The organism is Vibrio brasiliensis LMG 20546 (assembly GCF_000189255.1).
Lineage (GTDB): Bacteria > Pseudomonadota > Gammaproteobacteria > Enterobacterales > Vibrionaceae > Vibrio > Vibrio brasiliensis.
On record NZ_AEVS01000024.1, the window covers coordinates 19379 to 35123 of the forward strand.

Consider the following 15745-nt stretch of genomic DNA (forward strand, 5'->3'; position numbering starts at 1 on the left):
AATGAGCCAAGTTAGTGTGGTCGCTCAAGCAGAAAGCGATCAAGTGCCCACTCGTCACTGGATCGCGTTATTTGGTGGCTTGATTGGTGCTTTTATGGCGATCTTAGATATTCAGATCACCAACTCATCGCTGAAAGATATTCAAGGAGCCCTGTCAGCTACCTTAGATGAAAGCTCCTGGATATCAACCTCATATCTGGTTGCGGAGATGATTGCCATTCCTCTGAGTGGCTGGCTATCTAAGGCATTGGGTAAACGTCGTTACCTGACCTGGACCACTGCGATCTTTACCCTGTCATCACTGTTATGTTCATTTTCGTGGAACATGACCTCGATGATCGTGTTTCGTGCAATGCAGGGTTTTAGCGGCGGTGCCTTGATTCCCCTCGCCTTCTCATTAGTTGTTCAGTTGCTGCCGCTGAATAAGCGTGCGGTCGGTATGGCGCTGTTTGGGGTGACCGCCACCTTTGCGCCCTCTATTGGCCCTACCTTCGGCGGTTGGCTGACAGAAAATCTCTCTTGGCACTACATCTTTTACATCAATATTCCACCAGCAATACTGGTGATTTCCATGATTCGTTATGGTCTGGATGATGAGAAGCTCGAACTTGGACTGCTCAAAAAAGCCGACTGGTTTGGTATCGCGACCATGGCTCTCGGCCTCGGTTGTCTTGAGGTTGTTCTTGAAGAAGGTAACCGTGAAGAGTGGTTTAGCTCTAGCTTTATCATTACGCTCAGCATTATTTCTGCAGTGAGCTTGGTCTACTTCATCATTAATGAATTACAGCATAAGAAGCCGCTGGTGAATTTGCGGTTGCTGCGTGACGGTCAGTTTGCGATGTCTTGTATTGCCTATCTGATTTTGGGTATGGCGCTACTCGGTTCCATTTATGTACTGCCGATGTATCTGACACAAATTCAGCAATACAACGCGATGGAAATTGGTGAAGTACTGATGTGGATGGGTTTCCCGCAACTGCTGATTTTCCCGTTGGTGCCTAAGCTTACTCAGATTATTAAGCCCAAGTATCTGGTTACCTTTGGTTTCGCGATGTTTGGTTTAAGCTGCTACGTCAACACACATATGACCGTTGACTTCGGTGGACAGCAACTGATTCTTTCGATGGTACTGCGAGCTATTGGTAGTCCGTTTATCATGGTGCCGCTGTCACTGGTAGCGATGAAAAACATCAGCAAGCCAGATACCCCTGACGCTTCGACGCTGACTAACGTAATGCGTAACCTTGGCGGTGCCTTTAGTATTGCTATCATCGCTACTTTGCTGGATAACAAAACCCGCGAGCATCTTGGTCATATTAAAGAGTCGCTACCAACAGTGAGCCAGTTAGGTTGGCAGACACTTCAGCAGCAACAGGCCTTCTTTGTTCAGTCTGGAAGTGACGCAGCAACGGCAATGCAACAGGCTCAGGCAACTCTGGTCGCAACCATGCAGCGTGACGCAGCCATCATGGCTTACAACGACGTCTTCCTGATGATGGCAGGATTCCTCGCTGTCGCTGCCGTTCTGATTATGAGTATGAAAGATTAATTCTAAGGCAAGTAGCAGAAACTCCATACTTTTCTGCTACTTGATGTCCTCTCTGCATAAGTGTACGGTAAGATAAAACAGAGGGGATTGCCTATGACGTTTCAAATTAGCGATTTATGGCATCAGCGTCATGATGACGAACATAAGATTCGTCGTGATGACCACCGAAGCCCATACCAACGTGACCGTGCGCGTATTCTTCATTCCGCCGCTTTTCGTCGCCTGCAAGCTAAAACTCAGGTGCACGGCAATAGCTTCGATGACTTCCATCGTACGCGCCTGACTCACTCTCTCGAAGCCGCCCAGTTAGGGACAGGCATTGTTGCCCAACTAAAAAAGAAACAACCAGAATTCCGCGATCTGCTTCCAAGCGATAGCTTAATTGATTCACTCTGTCTCGCCCACGACATTGGTCATCCTCCATATGGTCATGGTGGAGAGGTTGCGCTCAACTATATGATGCGTGACCACGGTGGGTTTGAAGGTAATGCCCAGACATTTCGGATTGTGACTAAACTTGAGCCTTATACTGAACATTTTGGTATGAATCTGGCGCGCCGCACCCTGCTTGGTTTAGTCAAGTACCCAGCAATGATTAGCGAAACCCGCGCCAAAACCATTCCTGACAGTGTGTCTCATCAACGTAAACTTCGTGCCCGCGACTGGATGCCAGCCAAGGGACTGTATGACTGTGACCAAACTTTGTTTGACTGGCTTCTCGAGCCGCTTAGCGAAAATGACAAACAACTATTCAGCACCATGCGTGATGAGAAGGTGACGGATACTCAGCACAAGAAGACCCGTTATAAGTCAATTGATTGCTCAATTATGGAACTGGCAGATGATATCGCCTATGGTGTCCACGATTTAGAAGATGCATTAGTGCTTGGAATGGTTAATCGCCATCAGTGGATTGAAGGGGCGGCGAGTCAGTTATCAGAGTGTGGTGACCCTTGGTTTGAACAGCACATCGATTCGATCACCGAAATGCTGTTTGCAGGCACCCACTATCAACGCAAAGATGCCATTGGCGGTATGGTCAATGCCCTGCTTACCAGTATTTCCATCAAACCCGTTGATGCGCCTTTCGAGTGTGAACTGCTCTCTTTTAATGCTTACCTTGAACCTAAAATGGCCGTCGCACTCGATATTCTTAAACACTTCGTCAGCGACTACGTTATTCAGGTACCGCATGTACAGGTGGTGGAGTATAAAGGTCAGCAGATCATTATGGATATTTTTGAAGCACTTAGCGCCGATCCAGAAAGACTGTTACCCACTCAGGTACGCCAACATTGGGCAGCTCAACAAAATCAAAGTGCAGGTTATCGTGTTATCGCCGACTATATCTCATCAATGACTGATGGGCATGCTCAACGCCTGCATCAACAGCTATTTTCTTCCCATTGAGATTGAGTCAGATAAAAAAAATCAGGAGCCAGCTGGCTCCTGATTCTGTTTAGTCGGCCATAAAGGCATCTAACTTAGCGGTGAGTTCCAGCTTCTCTTCTCGGCTAACGAAACTGGCTTCAATGGCATTTAAGGTAAATTGCGCCAGCTCTTCCCAAGTTAAACCATGACTCTTATCGACAGCGAGGAAGTTATCCGTCATATAGCCACCGAAATAGGCCGGATCGTCTGAGTTAATGGTGACACACAAACCTTTTCTCAATAACTCAACAATGTTGTGGTCCTGCATCTGATCAAACACTTTTAACTTCGTATTCGATAAAGGACAGACAGTTAATGGCATACGGGTTTTGGCGAGATAATCAACCAAGTCGGCGTCGTCAACACAACGCACACCGTGATCAATACGGCTCACTTTCAACAGTTCTAAACTGTCATGGATATTCGTTACCGGTCCTTCCTCACCGGCATGAGCAACGGTTAAGAAGCCCTCTTCTCGCGCTTTAGCAAACACACGAGTAAATTTCTCCGGTGGATGACCAAGCTCTGAAGAATCGAGGCCAACGCCAATAATTTTGTCTTTATGCTCAAGTGCCTGTCCTAAAGAGGTAAAAGCACTCTCTTCATCCAAATGGCGCAAGAAACACATGATGATGCGACTGGTTATGCCAAACTCTTCGCACCCATCCTGCAAAGCTCGATGGATACCGTTAATCACGGTATCAAATGGGATACCACGCTCAGTATGAGTCTGGGGATCGAAAAATATCTCACTATGAATCACGTTATCTTTATGACAACGGGTCAGGTACGCATAGGTCAGATCGTAAAAATCCTGCTCGTTAATCAGTACATTAGCGCCCTGATAATAAATATCGAGAAATGACTGTAGATTGGTAAATTCATACGCTGCCTGAACCTCTTCAGGGCTCGTGAACGGTAACGTGATCTGATTACGCTGCGCCAGTTCAAACATCATCTCCGGCTCTAAGGTACCTTCGATATGCAGATGCAGCTCAACTTTTGGTAGTTGTTGGATAAAATTGGATTGATGCACGCTTGTCTCCTCACTCAATTTGATTGATATAACAAGCGCCTTTCTCTAGCAAAGTGTCAGACATACAAAGAGAAAAGCGCTAAGCACTTAACTCTTCGTAATCTGGAATTTACGGCTCCAGGTAGAGACTCCCACACCATATCAGTGGGATTATACGAAGCACCGTGTGTGTCACGGTACGACTTATCAATCTGGTATCCGATATGCTAAGCCGCTTAGGGATCTAGTTTAGCCGCTTCTGTCTGATTTTCTAGGTGTTTTCTATTCGCTGAGATAATTTTTCTCAAACACACCCGGTGGCATCTGCTGGATCTGAAACTCAATCATCTGATTAAAGGCATCGATCATAGGCAGAAAATCATTGTGCGGTTCGAGTAAAGAGAGGATGTGATAACCCGCCTCAACGGTAGAAAGGCTATTGTCAGTTGGCGCTTTGCGAATACGGTAGTTACCTTGTAGATCATCAGGTAAACGTATCAATGGCAATGAATGCAGGTTAGTCGACAGTTGCCACATCTTGTAGGCTTTTTTCCACGTGCCGTCGAGCAAAATCACCCGTATCTTACGACCTTCTGCTAATTTACTAGCAACTTGAGTGTGAGCCAGCGCCCCCTCGCCCGGGTAGAGGACAAAGTGGTGAAACTGTTTATCACTAAGTAGCTCGTTCAATTGCTGATGCTGTGAAAAATCTTCCCCTTCGAAGCAATGGCTATTCGCCAAAGACAGTTTTAGTATGCGCGCAGTGCCCATAGGTCTGTTCGTCTCGCTGTGATGCTGTAGAATGACCAACTCAACATTCGATGTTAGGCTTTGTATCCACTTACATATGCAAGCTTTGAGTGACTTTCCACATTGAGAACAATATCGGGACATAGTGTGCGCTTATTTCTTCTGTTAATCGCTATCAGTTTAGTGTGCCTAGGGCTTCAATTCGAACCCTTGGCTTCGCAAGTGAACTGGCATCGCTATTTGATTAATCACGGCCAGTGGTGGCGAATCCTAACAGGAAATTTCACCCATACCAACTTTGCCCATCTGGGGATGAACCTGGCTGGCTTATGGGTGATTTGCTTCGTCTTTAAACCTAGCGCAAAAAGCTTGCTACTCTGTTTGCTGGCGGTCAGTGTCTCGATCGGGGTATTCAACTTCTTTACCTCTATGAATGGGTATGTGGGTCTCTCCGGAGCACTGCATGGCATATTCGCTTACTTTGCGACACTGGAAGCTCTACAAGAGCGAAAAAGCAGCTGGTTACTAGTCGCAGGTGTGATGCTGAAGGTGACTTGGGAAATGACAATGGGGGCTGCTCAGTCGACCAGTGACATGATCAATGCTCCTGTTGCTGTCGAATCCCATCTAATTGGTGCTTTGTCTGGCTTAGTGTTCGCGCTGATGCTCTATTTGATCAAGAAAAAGTCTCAACCACTTCCCCATGAGCAATAATTTGGTTGATGTTCCTCGTTAAAGGGCTCAGAATGGCGCCCTTTTTCACGCATAACTGTTATGTGTGAATATTCCGCATTCATATACAGAGAACACACTATGGGTTTTACCTCCTTAGGCCTTTCTGCTCCGATCCTCAAAGCGATTCAAGATCAGGGTTACGACAAACCATCTCCAATTCAGGAGCAAGCTATTCCTGCTGTCCTTAACGGTCAGGACGTAATGGCAGCTGCGCAGACAGGCACAGGTAAAACTGCAGGTTTCACTCTTCCTATTCTTGAGCGACTAGACAACGGTACACGCGTAAAAGGTAATCACGTTCGCGCGCTGATCTTAACTCCGACGCGTGAACTGGCTGCTCAGGTTCAGGAAAACGTATTTAAGTACAGCCGTTACCAGCGTCTGACTTCTACCGTTGTATTCGGTGGCGTGAAGATCAACCCGCAGATGCTCAAGCTGCGTAAAGGCAGTGACATTGTTGTTGCAACACCGGGGCGTCTACTCGACCTTTATCAGCAAAATGCGATTAAGTTCGACCAGCTTGAAGTACTGGTACTGGATGAAGCTGACCGTATGCTCGATATGGGCTTTATCCGCGACATTCGCAAAATCCTAGCTTTACTGCCTGCTAAGCGTCAAAACCTGCTATTTTCTGCGACCTTCTCACAAGAAATTCGCGAATTAGCAAAAGGGCTGGTTAACAATCCGGTAGAGATTTCAGTTAGCCCTGAAAACTCTACAGCAGTAACCATTGAGCAGAGCATCTACCCTGCAGACAAACGTAAAAAAGCACCTATGCTGGTCAAGCTGATTAAAGACGGTGACTGGAAACAGGTGCTGGTGTTCTGTCGTACCAAGCATGGTGCTAACCGCTTAGCGCACTTCCTTAACAAAGAAGAGATTACTGCTGCACCGATTCACGGTAATAAGAGTCAGGGGGCTCGTACCCGTGCACTGGCTGACTTTAAATCTGGCGATGTACGAGTTTTGGTTGCGACTGATATTGCTGCTCGTGGTATTGATATTCCTCAGCTACCACAAGTGGTTAACTTCGAGCTGCCAAATGTCTCTGAAGACTATGTTCACCGTATTGGACGTACTGGTCGTGCAGGTGAAGTGGGTAAAGCGATCTCTTTGGTAGAAGCCGATGAAGCAAGTGATCTGTTTGGTATCGAACGCCTTATCCAGCAAGTACTACCGCGCTTCGAACTAGAAGGCTTTAAACCAGTAAACGAACTACCTGAGTCTAAACTGGACACACGCCCTATCAAACCGAAAAAACCTAAGAAGCCGAAGAAACCAAAGACAGGTCACCAAGACGGTCAACGCTCTGGCGACAACGCACGTGGCAATAAACCAGCAGGTAAAAACAAACGTCACTTTGGCCACAACAAACTAAACGGTGAAAATAACGGTAGCAACGCTAAACGCGGTGAAGGCAAAGCGAAAAACCGCTCTACCAGTAACAAATCATCAAACGGTAAGCCGTCTAACCGACGCCCTAACAAGCCTAAAGCGCCTCGTACTGGTTCAGCGAAAAGCCAGTAGTCACGCTCACTACGCAGCGACTAAAGGTTGAAGTATTTAAATCCCCATCAACTCTGTTGATGGGGATTTTTCATGTGGGGACAGGCACCATTGCAACAACAGTAAAAGGGCAGACACCTTATGCGATTACAATATAAGAATATAAGGACATACACTTTAGTAGCTATGTTTAGGACAAATCAATGCACAACGACCCTCTATTTGTCTAAATAGCTGAGTAATCGAGATGCTACTAACGATTATCGGTAAGAATTGGGACTCTGAGTCAAATTTAAGAAACCGAGAGATGCCAAGCTTGGTATTGGCTAGGGAAAGTTCAAGCGGTGTATGTCAATTTCGGTTTGTAAACTAGCTGTCCAATCGAAATAAATTAATTCGTTTTCGATTGAATACACGTTTGGCGATCATTGCGCTCTTTATACAGCCTACGCTGGTAGTGCGGGGACGTTCTAATTCTGTACAAGCTTTAAGCCAGTTTAGCTGGTTGATGTTAAGGCGTTCTAGTATTGGTGGTGTATTTTCGCTTAACTGAGCTTTGTCTTCTCGACACTGACGTGCGCTCCAATCAACTAACTCAATATAGTCCATAAGCCGGAAAGGAATGCCATCGAGTTGAGAATGGGCTGAATTGCCTATAAATGGATGAAGGCAAGGAGCAGTTTCTTGTTGATTGCTCAATGCCTCTATTCTTGCCTGAATCGATGTATAGTCTGAGGCCTCTGGCGTCTTCGCTATCCCTGCTCTCAATGGATTTAGGTCGACATACGCCATGGCAGCTGCAAGTGCTTTCTCATCAAGCAGGGCCTGACTTTTAAAACGACTTTCCCAAAAATGACCTTTGCACTCATCTTCTCGGTTGGCTTGGCAGGCAATGTCAAAGTTGAGCTCTTTCATAAACCAACTTAGGCTCCATAATCGTTCTCGCCACGATTCAATAATGGTCATGCAGGCTTCAATTTCAGTATTGCTGGTGAGTTGCCCTTCTATCCATCTCGCCACTAAACTTGGTAGTTTGTGGTCTTGCTGCCAACGTTCAACTACCTCTCGACTTGATAAGTTCAGAGCCTTTGAGCGATTGATATGAACAACCAAATGGTAGTGGTTAGTCATGATGGCGTAGGCGCAGATATCAATGCAATAGACTTGCGTAAGTGCCAGCATCTTTCGTTTAATCCAGTCTCGTCGATGCTGATAACTTTGCTGAGTAACGGGGTCTTTCCCACAGAGAAAACTTCGTCGGACACAGCGAGAGACGCAATGATAATAAGGTGTAGCATCGACACACAGTTGGTGTTTTCTAGCGGTTGTCATCTTTTCGTCCAAGCGGTGAGTTATCCACTTAGGTTAAGAAAGACATTAATACACAGCAATCTGGAATGATTCAACCTTCCACCTAGGTATCAAGAATTCATACCATTTTCATCCTTTATGGTGTGTGTCCTTCTAAGAAATCGGGGGTTTAAAGTGCCTGTCCTCATAAAAAGAATAGTTTGAAGAAAAAAGCCCTCGTGACTAGCGAGGGCTTAAACTTTCAGGAAGGGGGATTATCAAATCAGTACTTACTAAGAATCTCAGCGATAGCAGATTCATCTTTAGCAGCAATGATGGCGTCGATATCTTCGTCATTCTGGAACAGTTCAGACAGAGCGACAATCGTTTGAATATGGCTATCTGAATCTAACGCTGCCAGAGTTACAGAGAAGTACACATCGCCATTATCCTCTGACTCTAAATCAACACCCTTTTTAAACACTGTGATTTGCAGAGCCGCTTGATTCACTCCATCTTCTGGTCGAGCATGAGGCATTGCAATTTTAGGCGCCAGTACATAGTAAGCACCAATCTCTTTGTGCTTAGCTTTAATCGCCTCTAAGTAACTCGCCTCTACCTTGCCCTGCTCGATAAGCTTTGAGCAAGTTAGGCTCAACGCAGCATCCACAGTTAGGTTTTTTTCGTGTGAGATAACAATGTTATCGCCAATCAGATTCAATATACTCATGATACTAACCATCCCAAAATCAGACCAACAACACCGAAGTCAAAGTCAGCAAATGTCGTTGCTTCAAGACCCAGGCCACCAAGAACCGGAAGTAACAACATAGGTAAGAATGAGATACACAGACCTTGTGTAAATGAACCTAGTACTGCACCACGCAGACCACCTGTTGCGTTACCATATACACCCGCAGCGCCACCGACGAAGAAGTGAGGTACAACACCCGCCACGATAATGGTCCAGTCGAACATCCCCTGAATACCCATCGCCACAAGACCTGCTGCAAACGATGATAGGAAGCCAATAAGAACTGCGTTAGGTGCCACAGGGAATACCATTGGACAATCTAGAGCCGGTTTCGCACCTGGTACCAATTTATCTGAGATACCTTTAAATGCGGGAACAATTTCTGCAATCAACATCTTCACACCCTGCAGTACAATGTACACACCACCTGCAAAAGTGAGTGATTGCATAAAGGTAAACACTACCCAGTTTTGACCACCTGAAACCGTTTCGACAAAATCACCACCGGCAATGATCGACGCAAACATAAAGAAGATTGCCATAGTCGTAGCCACTGCGACTGGAGTATCACGTAAGAACATCAGGCTCTTAGGTACATTGATATCTTCAGTAGTTTTTGACGTATCACCAAACTTGCTACCAATATAACCAGACACTAGGTAAGAGAAGGTAGAAAAGTGACCCATTGCCAGTTGATCGGTACCCATTACTTTCTCAGTATATTTCTGAGCAAGCGCTGGCATGATGACCATCAATGAACCAACAATGACTGAACCCATTGCCACTAGCATTGTGCCTTTGATGCCTGCTGTAGACAGAATCACTGCAACGAGCATCGACATAAACATAGTGTGGTGACCTGTTAGGAATATATATTTTAACGGGGTAAAACGCGCTAATAGAATATTCACTACAAAAGCAAAGAACATAATTAGAGCCATTTCGTAACCAAATGCTTCTTGTGCTAGTGCTACGATTGCTTCGTTATTTGGAATAACACCACTTACCCCAAATGCTTCTGTAAATACTGTTGAAAAGTGATTTAGTGCACCAACAAGAGCACCCGCACCAAAACCTAAAATTAGGAAACCCATTACGGTTTTAATAGTGCCTTTTAAAATTGTAGAAACATCAGACTTTTGTGCTATAAGGCCGACAAATGCTATTAGCCCGACCATGATTGCTGGCTCTTTTAATAAGCCAAGCATGAACTCAAAGAAGTTTGCCATAATTTAAACACCTTACATGAAGTTTTTTAACTGCTCTTCAATTGAGCCTTTATCAAAGATATTAGCTAGACTAACAATATTTGTTTTACCTGCATCCGCTAATTGATTTGCTACGTCTGTTGCGGCTACCCAGATATCTGCGCTGCTAGATGCTGCCGATGATAAATCTTCGTGATCGACTTCTGCTACAAGGCCAATTTTGTTTGCCACTTCTTTAACTGCCATCTCCATCATTAGTGATGTACCAAGGCCATTTCCACATACAACCATAATCTTTTTCATAATATTCATCTCGTAGGGTTTTAGTCGAAAGACTATTTCTCTTTCGTTTTATTTGTTGAGATGAATCATATCCAAACGAACCAAAAACAGAATAGATCACCATCACAAAACCAAAATGACCTTGTGACGCAGATCTCGTTAAATGAAGTTTAAAACTAATACCTAGTCACTAACAGCCCAAAGGAGTAGCAATAAAAAGTATATTCTAAACAGGATATTTATTAGTTATAGATGAAGTGAGACTTGGCAATATGAACGCTGTTAAATAATAACTGTGACTATTTTCCGTAGTCGGTAAGCATTTTCTTTAGCAGACTATTAACGTCTTTGGTCTTTTTATTTCTCTTAGTCAGAGCACTTAAAGAGGTGGGCATTTCTGGTTTAGATATTTCAGCTTCTTCCTCTACTCGATCACGTAATTTCTGAACGGCAGGAAGCAGCATACGAATTTCCTCACCAAGTTCATTTTCAAGAACAACAATGTTTTCAGATTCAACTTGTATGATAGTTAAAATGCCATGCTTAACTGACTCTACTTTTTCACCAACCATAGAAGATTGTGGCGGAACAGAACGATCAGAAACTTGACCGCTACGAAGTTTAGCTGCAGTAATTGAACGAATATTTCCGGTATTTTCAAACGCAACAATAACGGTGTGTGTATTGTAGTATTCAATAACCGTAACATAGCCATGTTTTTTTGTTTCAAATCGAGCGCCTATTTGCATATCGTATGGCGCTTCTTGTTTTTTAATTAACATCCAGTGTACCTAGGACTTCTTGTAAAATCCGACATAGGCTAAGTATATACCCTATAAGCAACATTATAAATGGTTACCCTTCTGCGTAGGGTATTTACGCTTAACCCCTATTTCACCCTTTAGGGTGTCTGTCCCGATAAGAAAAACAGAGTAGATGATAAACTTATGCTGCCTGTCCTTTTAGAATGCCGTTTTAGAATGCCTGTCCCTCTAACAGAACACTTGTGGTGTGTGTCCCGCTAAGGAGTAAGGCAAGAGGTACAAAAAAGCGCCATCTTGCGATAGGCGCTTTAATTCTATCTGTGATAAACAACCTAGACGATTGGGCGCTGGCCGCGATCGATCAATTTCATCAGAACATTATCAGCCGCTTCTCCTGCGAGGCCAGCAAGCTTAGAGGTTAGCTTCTTCTTCTCAACGTAGTGAATCGCCAGCACTGTTTTGTCCTTGCACGCTTCAACCACGATGTCGTCTGACGTTTTGATCTCATCAACCAAACCAAGTTTATGAGCTTGTGTACCGAACCAGTGCTCACCAGTAGCCACTTTATCCAGTTCTAGCTCAGGACGACGCTCACGAATAAAGTCTTTAAACAGACCGTGTGTCTCTTCTAGCTCTTGCTTGAACTTATCGCGTGCTTTGTCTGTGTTTTCACCGAACATCGTTAAGGTACGTTTGTATTCACCAGCAGTCAGTTGTTCATACTCAATATCGTACTTCTTCAGTACTTTATTGAAGTTCGGTAACTGGGCGATAACACCAATTGAACCGACGATAGCGAAAGGTGCAGATACAATCTTATCGGCAATACATGCCATCATGTAACCACCACTTGCTGCCACTTTATCAACAGCGATAGTCAAAGGTAAGTTGGCTGCCTTAATACGATCCAGTTGAGATGAAGCCAGGCCGTATCCATGTACCATGCCACCACCTGACTCTAGTCGAAGTAATACTTCATCGCCTTCACGGGCAACCGCCAGAATCGCTGTGACTTCCTCACGAAGTGAAGCCACCTCTTTAGCATCAATACTGCCTTTAAAGTCCAGAACGAACAGATGAGGTTCACGTTTGCTATCTAGCTCGCCCTCTTTTGACGCTTTCTTAATCTCTTTTTCGCGTGCTTTATTCTGCTCTTTTTCTTGCTTCTTCTCAGCTTTATCACGTGCCTTGATAAATGCGTCATCATGGAGGTGATGTTCTAGCTGTTCAACGGTATTTTTATGCTGTTCAGTTAGGTTAGTAATTTCAAGTTCGCCCTTAGCAGCACCGCTTTTTCCGCCCACTGCTTTAGCAATAACCAATATCGCAATCACTGCGACTACAACAGTCACAATCTTGGCCAAAAACAGGCCGTAGTCCAACAAAAATTCCAATGTGATATCCCCTAATGTGCGAATTAGTGTATTGTAACCACCAAGTTATGGATTCATAAAGCAGAACATTACAAAAGGATACACATCGTGGAATATGCTGTTTCTTCAGATGCCCTGAAAGGTAAAGTCATTCTGGTGACTGGCGCTGGTGCTGGCATCGGTAAGCAAGCCGCCCTCTCTTATGCAGAGCACGGCGCTACTGTGATTTTACTTGGTCGTACAGTGAAAAAACTGGAGCAGACTTACGACGAAATCGAAGCGGCTGGTTACCCTCAACCAGCGATTATCCCGCTAGATATGAAAGGTGCGACTAAACAAAATTACCTCGATATGGTTGATACCATTGAAGGTCAGTTTGGACGCTTAGATGGTGTTTTGCATAATGCTAGCTTACTGGGTGTCATTAGCCCATTTGATCAAATTGGTGAAGACACTTACGACGACATCATGCAGGTCAATGTTAAAGCTCAGTTCCTGATGACTCAGGCTGTACTGCCATTACTGCACAAATCAGAAGACGCGCGCATTATTTTCACCTCTTCAACGGTAGGCCACAGTGGTCGTGCATTCTGGGGCACTTACGCAATGTCGAAGTTTGCCACTGAAGGTATGATGCAGATCCTTGCTGATGAGCTAAGTGATACCAACATTCGCGTCAATGCGATCAATCCAGGTGGCACTCGCACAGCAATGCGTGCTAAAGCTTACCCTGCAGAAGATGCAGAACTACTTAAAACACCACTGGATATTATGCCGCTCTACCTCTATCTGATGTCACCTGAAAGTAAATCAGTCAACGGCGAATGTATCGACGCCCAGCCAAAGTAGTCATCATAAATTAGATTATTTTTGAAATAGAAATCAACGCCTTGTGTTATCACTTACAAAACACAAGGCGTTTTTTTATCCATTTGAACCACCACCCTCTTGCCGTTCATAGACAATAAATTATACTGTATATATATACAGGTAAATTATTATGTATGAATTAATCGAGCATCTTAAGCAAAAACAGTGGCTTTGGTCAGGAGCCCAGACATCTGAGAATCAGGACTACTACTCAACCGGCTATGATCTTTTGGATCAAAAGCTCGAAGGGGGCTTTCCAAAACACGGTGTCGTTGAATTACAAGGCGAGACCAGCATTGGTGAACTACGCCTGTTATTGCCGCACCTGAAAAACACCAGCCAACAACGCTTATCGGTATTTATTCATCCCCCCGGTTACCTATGTGCTGAACAGCTCCATCATTTTGGTTTAGATACCAACAAAGTTCTGATGATTTCACCGAACAATGAACATCAGGCCTTGTGGGCTGCTGAGCAGTGTTTACGTAGCGGTGCATGCAGTAACGTTCTGCTCTGGCACCCTGAACTGGAAGTTCATCAGGCCAGACGATTACAAGTCGCGAGTGAACGGGGCAACTGCCTGCACTTTCTGTTCAAAACAGCCCCCAAAAGCCTGTTTTCTCTGCCTGTCAGCTTAAGTATGACCCTGCTTCCCCACCCTATGGGGATCGAAGTGACGATTACCAAACGCAAAGGAGGCTGGCCTCAGGGCAGTTTTGTCATCGATATGAGCGCCAACTGGCCAAGTTTAACTCTACAGCCCAAGGCACCTGTGGTTATCCCATTCCCAATTCGTCAGCAAGGTTAACTATGCAGAGCTGGATCTACCTTCACTTTCCTACCTTACAGCTTGACGCCCTGTTCGCCGAGCAAACTTCTTTGCCACTGGCCATTGTCGAGTCGGGCCACTTTAAAGTGATTCAGTGTAATTTAGCAGCGCGTGAAGAAGGGATTGAAACAGGCATGGGACTAGGTAGCGCGAGTGCTTTATGTCACCAGCTACAAGTCCACCCTTACGACCCTGAGATAGAACAGCAGACTCTGCTCAATATTGCTCAGTGGCTTTATATGGTCACTTCTGATATCTGCTTATTTCCACCGCAAGGTGTTCTGCTGAAAGTCACCGATATGCTGTCACTTTACGGCGGACTTAGCACCTATTGGCAGCGAGTTTCTCACCATCTCGATAAGTTACAACTGAACTACCTCTATTCCGTCGGCTTCTCACCATTTTCAGCAATGCTGCTGGCTAAATCCGGTAGTGCGCTGCTTACACTAGATAGAGACCAGCTTCTCAAAGCGATCGCTCCTTTTCCTTTGTTCGCGACTGAGTTAGAGAGCAAGCAAGTTGAAAAACTACAACGAGTTGGCATTACGACTCTTGAACAACTCCTCGCCTTGCCGATGCAAGAAGTGGCGCGCCGTTTTGATATCGATCTGGTCAATTACGTCGGACGCCTCATGGGTCAGTTTAAGCATCCGGTTGAGTTTTATCACCCGCCAGAACAATTCGAGACTTATCAGGAACTGCTGTTTGATATTGAAAATATCCAGTGGCTAGAAAGACCCCTGACGAAACTACTCGATAAGCTTGAGTGCTTCCTTACTCTGCGCAATCAAGTCGGCTATGAGCTGGAATTAGTTTTACATCAGCGAGATAAAGAAGATGGCTCGGTACGCTTTTATTCAGCCGGTGGCGACTACCTGACAACTCGCTGGCTAACTCTGTGTCGCCTGACCATGGAGTCCCTTAAGCTGGACGCTCCGGTGCAGGGGTTAACATTACGCTTGATTCGAGCCGGAGAGCTTGAATCCACCAGCGCTGATCTGTTTAACGGTGTCCAGGGCGAGCAGACTGAACTCGAGTTGATTGGTTTGCTGCAAGCTAAGCTTGGCAATGAACAAGTACGTAAAGTCGCTCACAGTCATGACCCCCGGCCTGAGAAAGCGACTCTCCTTTGCGACCCGACTCTGCCGATCCCTAACCGCCCAATTAGCCATCGGTTACGCCCGAGCTTGCTGCTGCCAGCCCCTCAGCCCTTAACGGATAATGTCTCCATTATTCAAGGCCCGGAACGTCTGGTCACTGGTTGGTGGGATGGTGATGATATGACTCGTGACTATTTCGTTGCCCGTAGTGCTACGGGGCGCTGGCTATGGGTATTTCGCAACCAAGATCTCCAGTGGTTCGTCCACGGTATGTTTAGTTAACGGGGAA

Annotated in this window: 15 protein-coding genes and 1 riboswitch; of the genes, 7 read left to right on the forward strand and 8 right to left on the reverse strand. The window is 45.3% G+C overall.

Going from position 1 to position 15745, the window contains the following annotated elements:
* The first annotated feature begins 1 nt into the window (after position 1).
* Together RH46_RS04490 and RH46_RS04495 are read left to right on the forward strand one after the other, a co-directional pair.
* A complete protein-coding gene (locus tag RH46_RS04490) occupies positions 2-1549 on the forward strand; it encodes a DHA2 family efflux MFS transporter permease subunit (RefSeq protein ID WP_006878217.1) in 1548 nt (515 codons plus the stop codon).
* 93 nt (positions 1550-1642) lie between these two features.
* Positions 1643-2959: an anti-phage deoxyguanosine triphosphatase gene (locus RH46_RS04495; RefSeq protein WP_006878218.1), complete on the forward strand. Its 1317-nt coding sequence runs from the start codon at positions 1643-1645 to the stop codon at positions 2957-2959.
* Positions 2960-3008: 49 nt separating this feature from the next.
* Here the strand turns inward: RH46_RS04495 and RH46_RS04500 are convergent, their stop codons facing one another.
* The gene (locus RH46_RS04500; protein WP_006878219.1) at positions 3009-4016 is read right to left on the reverse strand and encodes an adenosine deaminase; all 1008 of its coding nucleotides are present in this window, start codon (positions 4014-4016) and stop codon (positions 3009-3011) included.
* 78 nt (positions 4017-4094) lie between these two features.
* Positions 4095-4194, reverse strand: a riboswitch (purine riboswitch).
* A gap of 83 nt (positions 4195-4277) precedes the next feature.
* Positions 4278-4889 (reverse strand): tRNA-uridine aminocarboxypropyltransferase, encoded by a 612-nt coding sequence (locus tag RH46_RS04505; RefSeq protein ID WP_006878220.1) that lies wholly within the window; start codon positions 4887-4889, stop codon positions 4278-4280.
* A 3-nt stretch (positions 4890-4892) separates the two neighbouring features.
* Here RH46_RS04505 and rrtA point away from each other — a divergent pair, with 3 nt between their 5' ends.
* Together rrtA and RH46_RS04515 are read left to right on the forward strand one after the other, a co-directional pair.
* Positions 4893-5459 carry a rhombosortase gene (gene rrtA / locus RH46_RS04510; protein WP_006878221.1) on the forward strand — a complete coding sequence of 189 codons (567 nt, stop codon included), beginning with the start codon at positions 4893-4895 and terminating at the stop codon, positions 5457-5459.
* Between the two features lie 99 nt (positions 5460-5558).
* Positions 5559-7007, forward strand: coding sequence for a DEAD/DEAH box helicase (locus RH46_RS04515; RefSeq protein WP_006878222.1), 1449 nt, complete (start codon positions 5559-5561; stop codon positions 7005-7007).
* Between the two features lie 348 nt (positions 7008-7355).
* Here the strand turns inward: RH46_RS04515 and RH46_RS04520 are convergent, their stop codons facing one another.
* The 6 genes from RH46_RS04520 to sohB all read right to left on the reverse strand — a co-directional run bounded on the left by RH46_RS04520 (position 7356) and on the right by sohB (position 12678).
* Positions 7356-8168 carry a hypothetical protein gene (locus tag RH46_RS04520; RefSeq protein WP_006878223.1) on the reverse strand — a complete coding sequence of 271 codons (813 nt, stop codon included), beginning with the start codon at positions 8166-8168 and terminating at the stop codon, positions 7356-7358.
* A gap of 391 nt (positions 8169-8559) precedes the next feature.
* The gene (locus RH46_RS04525; RefSeq protein WP_006878224.1) at positions 8560-9006 is read right to left on the reverse strand and encodes a PTS sugar transporter subunit IIA; all 447 of its coding nucleotides are present in this window, start codon (positions 9004-9006) and stop codon (positions 8560-8562) included.
* Positions 9003-10259, reverse strand: coding sequence for a PTS ascorbate transporter subunit IIC (locus RH46_RS04530; RefSeq protein ID WP_006878225.1), 1257 nt, complete (start codon positions 10257-10259; stop codon positions 9003-9005). Before RH46_RS04530 ends, RH46_RS04525 begins: the two co-directional genes overlap by 4 nt.
* A 12-nt stretch (positions 10260-10271) precedes the next feature.
* Complete coding sequence (locus RH46_RS04535; RefSeq protein WP_006878226.1) at positions 10272-10541, reverse strand: PTS sugar transporter subunit IIB; 270 nt, start codon at positions 10539-10541, stop codon at positions 10272-10274.
* A gap of 278 nt (positions 10542-10819) precedes the next feature.
* Positions 10820-11302: a hypothetical protein gene (locus tag RH46_RS04540; protein WP_006878227.1), complete on the reverse strand. Its 483-nt coding sequence runs from the start codon at positions 11300-11302 to the stop codon at positions 10820-10822.
* A gap of 314 nt (positions 11303-11616) precedes the next feature.
* Positions 11617-12678, reverse strand: a complete 1062-nt coding sequence (sohB, locus tag RH46_RS04545; protein ID WP_006878228.1) for a protease SohB — start codon at positions 12676-12678, stop codon at positions 11617-11619.
* An 87-nt stretch (positions 12679-12765) separates the two neighbouring features.
* Between sohB and RH46_RS04550 the strand changes: the two genes are divergently transcribed.
* The 3 genes from RH46_RS04550 to RH46_RS04560 all read left to right on the forward strand — a co-directional run bounded on the left by RH46_RS04550 (position 12766) and on the right by RH46_RS04560 (position 15738).
* On the forward strand, positions 12766-13506 hold the full coding sequence (locus RH46_RS04550) for a YciK family oxidoreductase (RefSeq protein ID WP_006878229.1): 741 nt from the start codon (positions 12766-12768) through the stop codon (positions 13504-13506).
* Between the two features lie 151 nt (positions 13507-13657).
* Positions 13658-14335, forward strand: a complete 678-nt coding sequence (gene imuA, locus RH46_RS04555; RefSeq protein WP_006878230.1) for a translesion DNA synthesis-associated protein ImuA — start codon at positions 13658-13660, stop codon at positions 14333-14335.
* Positions 14336-14337: 2 nt separating this feature from the next.
* On the forward strand, positions 14338-15738 hold the full coding sequence (locus RH46_RS04560) for a Y-family DNA polymerase (protein ID WP_006878231.1): 1401 nt from the start codon (positions 14338-14340) through the stop codon (positions 15736-15738).
* Positions 15739-15745: the final 7 nt, after the last annotated feature.